The 7981-nt window shown below is 74.1% G+C and carries 9 protein-coding genes; 8 read left to right on the forward strand and 1 reads right to left on the reverse strand.

The features are described from left to right. Positions 1-62: 62 nt before the first annotated feature. From EAD96_RS06930 to EAD96_RS06955, 6 genes are all read left to right on the forward strand, one after another. Complete coding sequence (locus tag EAD96_RS06930; RefSeq protein WP_199733084.1) at positions 63-998, forward strand: LCP family protein; 936 nt, start codon at positions 63-65, stop codon at positions 996-998. A gap of 28 nt (positions 999-1026) precedes the next feature. Continuing rightward, positions 1027-1362, forward strand: a complete 336-nt coding sequence (locus tag EAD96_RS06935) for a rhodanese-like domain-containing protein (RefSeq protein ID WP_026268379.1) — start codon at positions 1027-1029, stop codon at positions 1360-1362. 15 nt (positions 1363-1377) lie between these two features. Continuing rightward, positions 1378-2169: a glycerophosphodiester phosphodiesterase family protein gene (locus tag EAD96_RS06940; protein ID WP_120572578.1), complete on the forward strand. Its 792-nt coding sequence runs from the start codon at positions 1378-1380 to the stop codon at positions 2167-2169. 76 nt (positions 2170-2245) lie between these two features. Further along, positions 2246-3700, forward strand: coding sequence for an ATP-binding protein (locus EAD96_RS06945; protein ID WP_121683657.1), 1455 nt, complete (start codon positions 2246-2248; stop codon positions 3698-3700). 31 nt (positions 3701-3731) lie between these two features. Beyond that, a complete protein-coding gene (locus EAD96_RS06950; protein WP_120572576.1) occupies positions 3732-4181 on the forward strand; it encodes an ATP-binding protein in 450 nt (149 codons plus the stop codon). 86 nt (positions 4182-4267) lie between these two features. After that, entirely contained in the window at positions 4268-5152 is an 885-nt protein-coding gene (locus EAD96_RS06955) for a DUF5926 family protein (RefSeq protein WP_121683658.1), read from the forward strand. A gap of 10 nt (positions 5153-5162) precedes the next feature. On the opposite strand, the gene EAD96_RS06960 is transcribed toward EAD96_RS06955, so the two are convergent. Further along, complete coding sequence (locus EAD96_RS06960) at positions 5163-6377, reverse strand: arginine deiminase (protein ID WP_120572574.1); 1215 nt, start codon at positions 6375-6377, stop codon at positions 5163-5165. 162 nt (positions 6378-6539) lie between these two features. Here EAD96_RS06960 and EAD96_RS06965 point away from each other — a divergent pair, with 162 nt between their 5' ends. After that, positions 6540-7277 (forward strand): hypothetical protein, encoded by a 738-nt coding sequence (locus tag EAD96_RS06965; RefSeq protein ID WP_120572573.1) that lies wholly within the window; start codon positions 6540-6542, stop codon positions 7275-7277. 144 nt (positions 7278-7421) lie between these two features. Further along, positions 7422-7871 (forward strand): hypothetical protein, encoded by a 450-nt coding sequence (locus EAD96_RS06970; RefSeq protein ID WP_013289310.1) that lies wholly within the window; start codon positions 7422-7424, stop codon positions 7869-7871. The last annotated feature ends 110 nt before the right edge of the window (positions 7872-7981 follow it).

Genomic DNA, 7981 nt, shown 5'->3' on the forward strand with positions numbered 1-7981 from the left:
GCGGGCGGGGTGGACCCGCCCGCTGGGCCCGGTTCCTGCTCGGCGCCGGGCTCGTGCTGGTCCTGCTCGCCACGCTCGGCGTCGCCGGGCTGCACTGGCTCACCTCGCGCTACGACCGCACCGTGGCCAAGGAGCAACTGCTCGACCCGGCCGCCCGGAACAAGCGGACCGACCTGGGCGGCGCGCTCAACTACCTGCTGATCGGCTCGGACCACCGGCCCGGCGCGAACCCGGAGGACCAGCGCTCCGACAGCATCCTGATCGTGCACGTGCCGGCCGGGATGCGGCAGGCGTACCTGATCTCCGTGCCGCGCGACCTGCTGGTGGCGCTCCCCGCGGCGCCCGGCTTCCCCGGCGGCCAGGACAAGGTCAACGCCGCGTACGAGCACGGCGGCGGCGGTGAGGGCGGTGCCCGGCTGCTCAGCACCACCCTGAGCCGGCTCACCGGGATCCGCTTCGACGGGGCGGCACTCGTCGACTTCTCCGGCTTCAAGCAGGTGATCGACCAGCTCGGCGGCATCCGGATGTGCGTGGACACGCCGGTGCGCTCGATCCACACCCGGCACCAGTTCGACGCCGGCTGCCAGCAGATGGACGGCGCACGGACGCTCGACTACGTGCGGCAGCGCTACGACCTGCCCGGCGGCGACTACGACCGGCAGCGGCACCAGCAGCAGATGCTCCGGGCGGTGCTCGACCGGGCGGGCGAGACGCGGCTGCGCAGCGACCCGGTCAAGCTGGACCGGGTGCTCCGCGCGGCCGGCGGGGCGCTGACCGTCGACACCAACGGCGTACCCCTGGACGAGCTGTTGTTCGCGCTGCGCGGCCTGCCCGCGGACGCCCTGCGCGGGGTCCAGGTGCCCTCCTACCCGCAGACCATCGACGGCGTCTCGTACGTGGTGCTGGACAACGGCGGCGGCGGGCTGTTCACCGCGCTGCGCGACACGCGCGTGCCGGAATGGGCCGGCGCCAACCCGCGCTGGGTCAACCGGCTCTGAGCGACGAGGGCGACTAGGCTTGGTGACCGTGTTCGGAGCCTCACTACCCAGCGTCCCCGCGTCGGCCGTGCCCGACGACGTCTACCTGCTCGACGTCCGCGAGGACGACGAGTGGGCCGCCGGTCACGCGCCGGCCGCCCATCACCTGCCGATGACCGAGCTGCCCGCCCGGCTCGCCGAGATCCCGCAGGACCGCGACGTCGCGGTGATCTGCCGCTCGGGCGGACGTTCCGCCCAGGTGGTCGGTTACCTCATGCGCAACGGCTGGGACCAGGTGCGTAACGTCGACGGCGGGATGGGCGACTGGGCCGCCGCCGGCCGTCCGGTGGTCACCGACGACGGGCAGCCGGGCCGGGTCGCCTGAGTCGGTGACGCGGCCATGACCGTCCCCCTGGTCTTCGCCCATCGCGGCGCCTCGTACGACCTGCCGGAGCACACGCTCGCCGCCTACCTGCGCGCTCTCGACGAGGGCGCGGACGGGCTGGAGTGCGACGTCCGGCTGACCCGCGACGGGCACCTGGTCTGCGTGCACGACCGCCGGCTGGATCGCACCAGCAACGGCCGTGGGCTGGTCAGCGCGCGGACGCTCGCCGAGCTGGAGGCGCTCGACTTCGGCTCCTGGCACCGGGCCGCGACGCTCGCCGAGGACGACGCGCCGCTCGACGAGTCGCACACCCGGCTGCTCACGCTGGAGCGGCTGCTCGACGCGGTGCTGGCCGCCGGGCGCCCGGTCCGGCTGCTGATCGAGACCAAGCACCCGTCCCGCTACCGGGGCGAGGTCGAGCGCCGCCTGGTCGAGATGCTGCGCCGGTACGGGCTGGCCGAGCCCCGCCCGGGCCATCTCGTCCAGGTGACGGTGATGTCGTTCTCGCCGCTCGCCGTACGCCGGGTCCGGGAACTCGCCCCGGCGCTGCCCACGGTGCTGCTGCTGGAGGTGCTGCCGCGTCTGCTGCCGCTGGGCCGGCTGCCGTTCGGCGCCCGGATCGCCGGCCCTGGTGTGGACCTCGTCCGGACCCGCCCGCGGCTGGTCCCCGCGCTGCGCGCCGCGGGCAACGCGGTGTACGTCTGGACCGTCAACGAACCGGAGGACCTGGAACTCGTGCTGGAAGCGGGCGTGGACGGGGTGATCACGGACCGGCCGGCCCGCGCGCTGGCCCGGTTGGGCCGGTGAGTCCCGTCGATCGGTACCGGCGACGGTCGACCGGCCGGGGGTGTCACGGACGCGGACGGCGCGGCACACTCGGGACATGCCGGAGCGAACCGACTACCCCGCCTTCATCGCCGGCCACACCGCAGTGATCAAAATGATCAACTCGGGCGAGTCCGGTCTCGCCGTGCTCACCCGTCTGCTCCGCGAGGTCGAACCGTCGGTCGGCGCGGCCGGCCTGGTCTTCGTGGAGTTCACCCCGGCCGGGGGCCGGGTGATAGCGGCGACCGGCAGCGCCGAGTTCGTCCTCGGCCGCCCGCTGCCCGCCACCGACCCGGCCACCGTCTGCCTGCTCGCCGGCCCGCCGGTACGGGAGGTCCGGGTCGACGCGATCCCCGGTGCGCTCGCCGACGAGGTCGCCGGCCGGGGCCTCTGCCGGATGATCGTGGCGCGCGCCGAGATCGGCGGGCTCACCATCGGCAGCCTGCACGCGCTCTACCCGCTGGGCGAACCGCTGCAACCCTCGCAACGCGCCGTCATCGGCTACATCGCCGCCTGCATCGCCCACATGTACGGCGACCAGACCGGCCTGCCCGTACACGGGGACGGCCCGGTCGTGGCGGCGCTCGCCGACGGCCTCGCGGTGGTGGACCGGGACGGACGGGTCCGGCTCTGGAACCCGGCCGCGGTCGAGGTGACCGGCCGGCCGGCGGAGGAGGCGCTGAGCCGTCCGCTGCCGTTCCCGCTGCCGCCGCCCGGCCAGGTGCTCGACCACCGGCTGCCGGACGGCCGCTGGCTGCGGATCACCTCCGGCGAGCTGCCCGGCCCGAACGCGCTGCGGGTGGTCAGCTTCCGCGACACCACCGACCAGCAGCGGCGCGACCACGACCGGGACCTGTTCGTCGCGGTGACCAGCCACGAGCTGCGTACCCCGGTCACCGTGATCAAGGGGTACGCGGACACGCTCACCGACCACTGGGACTCGCTGAGCGACGGCGACCGGAGGCAGGCCGCCCGGATCATCGGCCAGCGCGCCAACGAACTGGCCCGCCTGGTGGACCGGCTGCTGACCGCCGCCACGGAGAACCGCCCCGGCGGTGAGCCGGCCGCGCCGTTCGACCTGGTCGACGCGCTGCGGTCGGCGGTGGCCGACCTGCCGGCCGACGTCCGGCACCGGGTCGTGCTCGACCTGCCCGCCGACCTGCCCAAGGCGCTCGGCGACCGGCACAGCCTCGCCACGGTGCTCACCGAGCTGGGCACCAACGCCGGGAAGTACTCGCTGCCGGACACGCCGATCGAGATCACCGCCGAGGCGAACGAGCGGACCGTCTCGTTCCGGGTGGCCGACCGGGGCATCGGCATCCGGCCGGAGCACGTGGAGCGGGCCTTCGACCGGTTCTGGCAGGGCGAGTCCGGCGACCGCCGCCGGTATCCCGGCGCGGGGCTCGGTCTCTATCTCGTCCGCCAGATCGTTGAACAGCAGAATGGATGGGTATCCCTCCGGCCCAGAGCCGGTGGCGGTACGGTCGCAGAGGTGCGGCTGCCCCGGGGTTGACCGGGGCGCTCACGGGCGGGGAAGGAACGACGTGTCGACTGGTCCGGCCGAACGGTCGTGGTGCGTGGTGGTGCCCCACGACGCCACCGGCGCGCGCCTGGCCCGGCACCGGCTCGCCGACGAGCTGACCGGTGTCGTACCCCCGGTCCTCGTGGCCGACCTGGTCGCGGTCCTCGCCGAACTGGTCGGCAACGCGGTCCGGCACGCCGACGCGCTGCCCGGCGGCGTCGTCCGGGTCGCCTGGCGGCTGCGGACGACCGAGCAGGGGCCGAGTGTCGAGCTCCGGGTCACCGACGGCGGCGCCGGCGCCGGCCCGTGCATGCGTACCGCCTCGCCGGACGCGGCGGACGGGCGAGGGCTGCACATCGTCGCCGGGCTGGCCAGCGGCTGGGGCGTGGAGCGCGACGGCCTGGGCCAGAGTGTGTGGGCCCGGTTCGACCCGGTGCCGGTGCAGCGGACGGATCTGGTCGCCGCCGGCTGACCGACGCGGCGGGCGGGTCCGGCACCCACCGCCGAGACCCGGCATCTAGGCTGTCTCGCCATGGGCGAGCGGAGCGGAGCGGGCGCATGAGCAAGCGTCGGAAGAACCAGCGGGCCGGCGAGGCCACCCCGAAGCGGGAGAAGGTGCGCGACGTCTTCGTGCCCCGGCCGTTCGAGGGCCTCGCCGACGAGCCGGAGTGGATCGCCCTGCGCGAGCTGGTCCCGGCCGCCTCCGCGCCGCTGCGGCTGACCCCGGAACTGATCGAGGAGTACGGCGACCGGCCGGTCACGCTGGCCACCGTGCTGCCGATGGCCGCCCCGGCGATGACCAAGCCGGACGGGCGGGTCTTCATCGGCCTGCAACGGCACCAGCAGTCCGGCGATGTCTCCCGTGACCTGGCCGACGCGCTGATCTCCGCACTGCGGACCGAGCCGGGCGGCCAGGTGAACGTGCCGCCGCTGCCCGGGCCGGGCCCCCGCCTCCAGGACATCCTGGTGGACGGCCCGCTGGAGATCAGCATGCACGAGGGGTTCGACTTCTGGCTCGACCCGGGCGCCGCCGACGACCCGAACGTCCAGGCGTCCCTGGAGCGGGCCAACTCGGCGATCTACCCGACGGTGAAGCTGGCCGCGGCGCGGGCCGCCTACTGGTGCCAGGTGCCGGAGAAGGCCCACGTGCGCCTGGTCCTGCCGGAGGACGAGGACACCGCGCTGGACGCGCTGTCCCGGCTCGCCGCCGCGGGCGCGCTGACGCTCGGCGACGACACGAAGTTCGCGGGCATGTTCCGGGCCCACGGGCGCCTCGCGCCGGTGTGGGACCTGCCGGAGGACACCCCGGCCGCCGAGTGGGAGGCGCCGGTGGCGGAGTTCGCCAAGCGCTACGCCGAGGCGGTCGCGGAGCGGGAGCCGCTCGACGCGGCCGGCCGCCGGGCCCGCCAGGGCCTGCTCGGCCGCCAGCTGACGCTGCGCTGACGTCTCCGGGTCAGGCGGCCCCGCCCTTCTCCCGCACCAGCGGGCAGGACATGCAGCGCGGGCCGCCCCGCCCGGAGCCCAGCTCCGACCCGGCGATGGCGATCACCTCGATGCCGGCCCGTTCCAGTTGCGCGTTGGTCTCCACGTTGCGCTCGTACCCGACGCAGAGCCGGGGCGCGAGCGCGAGCGTGTTGTTGCCGTCGTCCCACTGCTCGCGTTCGGCGGTGACCGGGTCGAGGCCGGTGTCGATCACCCGGAGCTGGTCGAGGTCCATCGCGTCGGCGGCGGCCCGCAGGAACGGCGCCGGGCCGTCGACCCGCAGGTCGTCGCCGTCCGCGCCGGCGATGACGGTGTACGCGGACAGCTGGTCGGCGACGTTCGCGTACATCAGGACGGCGTCGACGTCGACCATGGTGCAGATCGTGTCCAGGTGCATGGTGGCGCGCTCCTGGGCGATCGGCACCACCAGGATGGTGTGCGCCAGCCCGGCCGCGAACACCTGCCGGGCCAGCCGTTCCGCTCCGGCCGGGGTGGTGCGCTCGCCGACGCCGACGGCGAGCACCCCGGGCGCGAGCAGCAGCACGTCGCCGCCCTCCAGGTGCTCCAGCCGGGGGTGGTAGACGAACTCGGTGCCGACGAAGCGCGGGTGGAAGCGGTAGATCGCGTCGGTGAGCGTGGTCTCCCGCCGCCGGGCCGGCATGGCCAGGCTGGTCACTCCGACCCGGTCGCCGATCCAGACCGACGAGTCGCGGGTGAACAGCAGGTTGGGCAGCGGGTCGATGACGAAGTCGTGCCGGTCCATGAGCGTCCAGACCAGACCGCCGGGGCGGTCGGCGCCGATCCGCAGTTCCTCGTGGGCGAGCCCGGCGGTGAGCACGTCGGCCAGCCCGGCCGGGTCGAGGTACGCCAGATGGTCGGCGACCCGGCGCCGCAGGGTGTGGCCGAGCCGGCGGGACCGCAGCACCTGGTCGGTCAGCTCGGCCCGGGCGTCCGCCACGGCGAGCGTCTCGACCAGCAGGTCGGCCAGGTAGAGCACCTCGACTCCGCGGGACCGCAGCGCCGCCGCGAACGCGTCGTGCTCCTCCTGCGCGCGTCCCACCCATGGGATAGCGTCGAACAGGAGACTGTCGTTGTTCCGCGGGGTGAGGCGGGCCAGTTCCGGTCCCGGGCGGTGCAGCAGCACCGTCCCGAGCCGGGCGACTTCGCTGTCCACATAGTGGGTCACTCCCGCAGCCTAGGGCAGGCTTGCGCACCATCCGGAAAAGAAGTGTGAATGAATATGGCATTCATCCACACTCACTCCGGCGGTCCAACTTGCCGAGCCCCCGGGGGCGCAACGTAGGGTAGTGGAGACATAACTTCGAGAGACCTTTTGCCGGAGGTCGCGATGACTGTCTTTCCCGCTCGTCGAGCCGTACCGAGCAGGGCACTGCCGCCCCGCACGGTGCCGCACTCCCGGGTCGAGCCCACCTCGGTGCTCGAGCCGGCCCGACCGACTCCATTGGAGTGGGCCCGGCGTCGCCGGGCGGAGCGGGGGGCCCGCCGGTTGGAAGCGGCAGGGGCCCGCGCCCTGGGCCAGCTCGATCACCTCGGTCCCGCCTGGCACGTCATCGAGTGGCCCCGGACGGACCCGGCGGACATGCTGCTCGACCGCGGCCGCGACGACCGGGCCGGGTTCCTGGCCATCGGCCCGAGCGGTCTGTTCGCGGTCACCATCGCCGACCACGGCCGGGCCCGGGTGCTCGTGGCCGGAGACGTGGTCCAGATCAACGGCAAGCGCCCGCCGTACGTGGCGGAGGCGCGCCGGGACGCCAAGCGGGCCAGCAAGGCCCTCTCCGACGCGGTCGGCCTGCCGATCCCGGTGACCCCGGTGCTGACGTTCGTCGGCTCCGGGGTGATCAGCGTCTACGGCCTGCCGAAGGACTGCCTCATGGCCACCCACCGCGAGCTGGACCGCCTGCTCGTGGCCGGCGGGAACCGGATCAGTCCGGCCACCGCCGAGAAGCTCTCCCGCGTCGCGCAGGCGCCGGCCACGTGGTTCAACGGCACGTACCGTCCAACCGCCGACTACCGGTGGTATGACGAGGGCCGAACGGCCGCTGACAAGCGAGCCGCCCACCGGTAACGTCTCCGGCGACGCCACGCGGCCCACGGCACCGCCCCCGACTGGTTCCGTCGGTCCGCGCCGTCGCCGGCCGCCCGGCAGCCGATGCTTCCGCCGCACCGACCGGCTAGCGTGGACAGACCGTCGGTGTACATAGGAGGCGCGGTGGCCCACGTCGAACTCTCACTCTCGGAAGTGTTCGCGCCCGCGGCATCCACCGAGCAGGAGTCCGACAACTTCGGGCAGTGGTCCGGCATGGTCTCCCGGGCCGCCGAACCGTGCCTGCTGATCGACGCCGGCACCACCGTCGTGGCGATCTCCTCGTCCGGCTGTGACCTGCTCTGCCTGGGCGCCCCGGAGGACGTGATCGGCCTGCCGCTGCTGGAGGGCGGCCTGCGCCTGGTCGACTTCACGGCGAGCCCGAGCGAGCTGACCGAGCAGGAGACCGACAAGATCCCGCCGCTGCTCGCGCTGCACTCCGGGCGGCTCGCCCGCGGCCTGCTGCGGGTGCAGGGGCCCGGCTCCGACGCGGGCCGCACGGTCGACGCCATCTCCACGCCGGTGCTCACCGACGGCGCGGTGGCCGGGTCGCTCACCTTCCTCTCCGCGGTCTGACCCCCTCGCGGTCCGACCGGCACGCTTCACCCCGGGCCGGTCCTGCTCCTACGATGGCCTCGGTCCCACCACACGACGACATCCCTCGATGCCCGAGGACGCCCCCGTGC

The organism is Micromonospora sp. BL1 (assembly GCF_003667485.1).
GTDB classification, from domain to species: Bacteria; Actinomycetota; Actinomycetes; order Mycobacteriales; family Micromonosporaceae; genus Micromonospora; species Micromonospora tulbaghiae.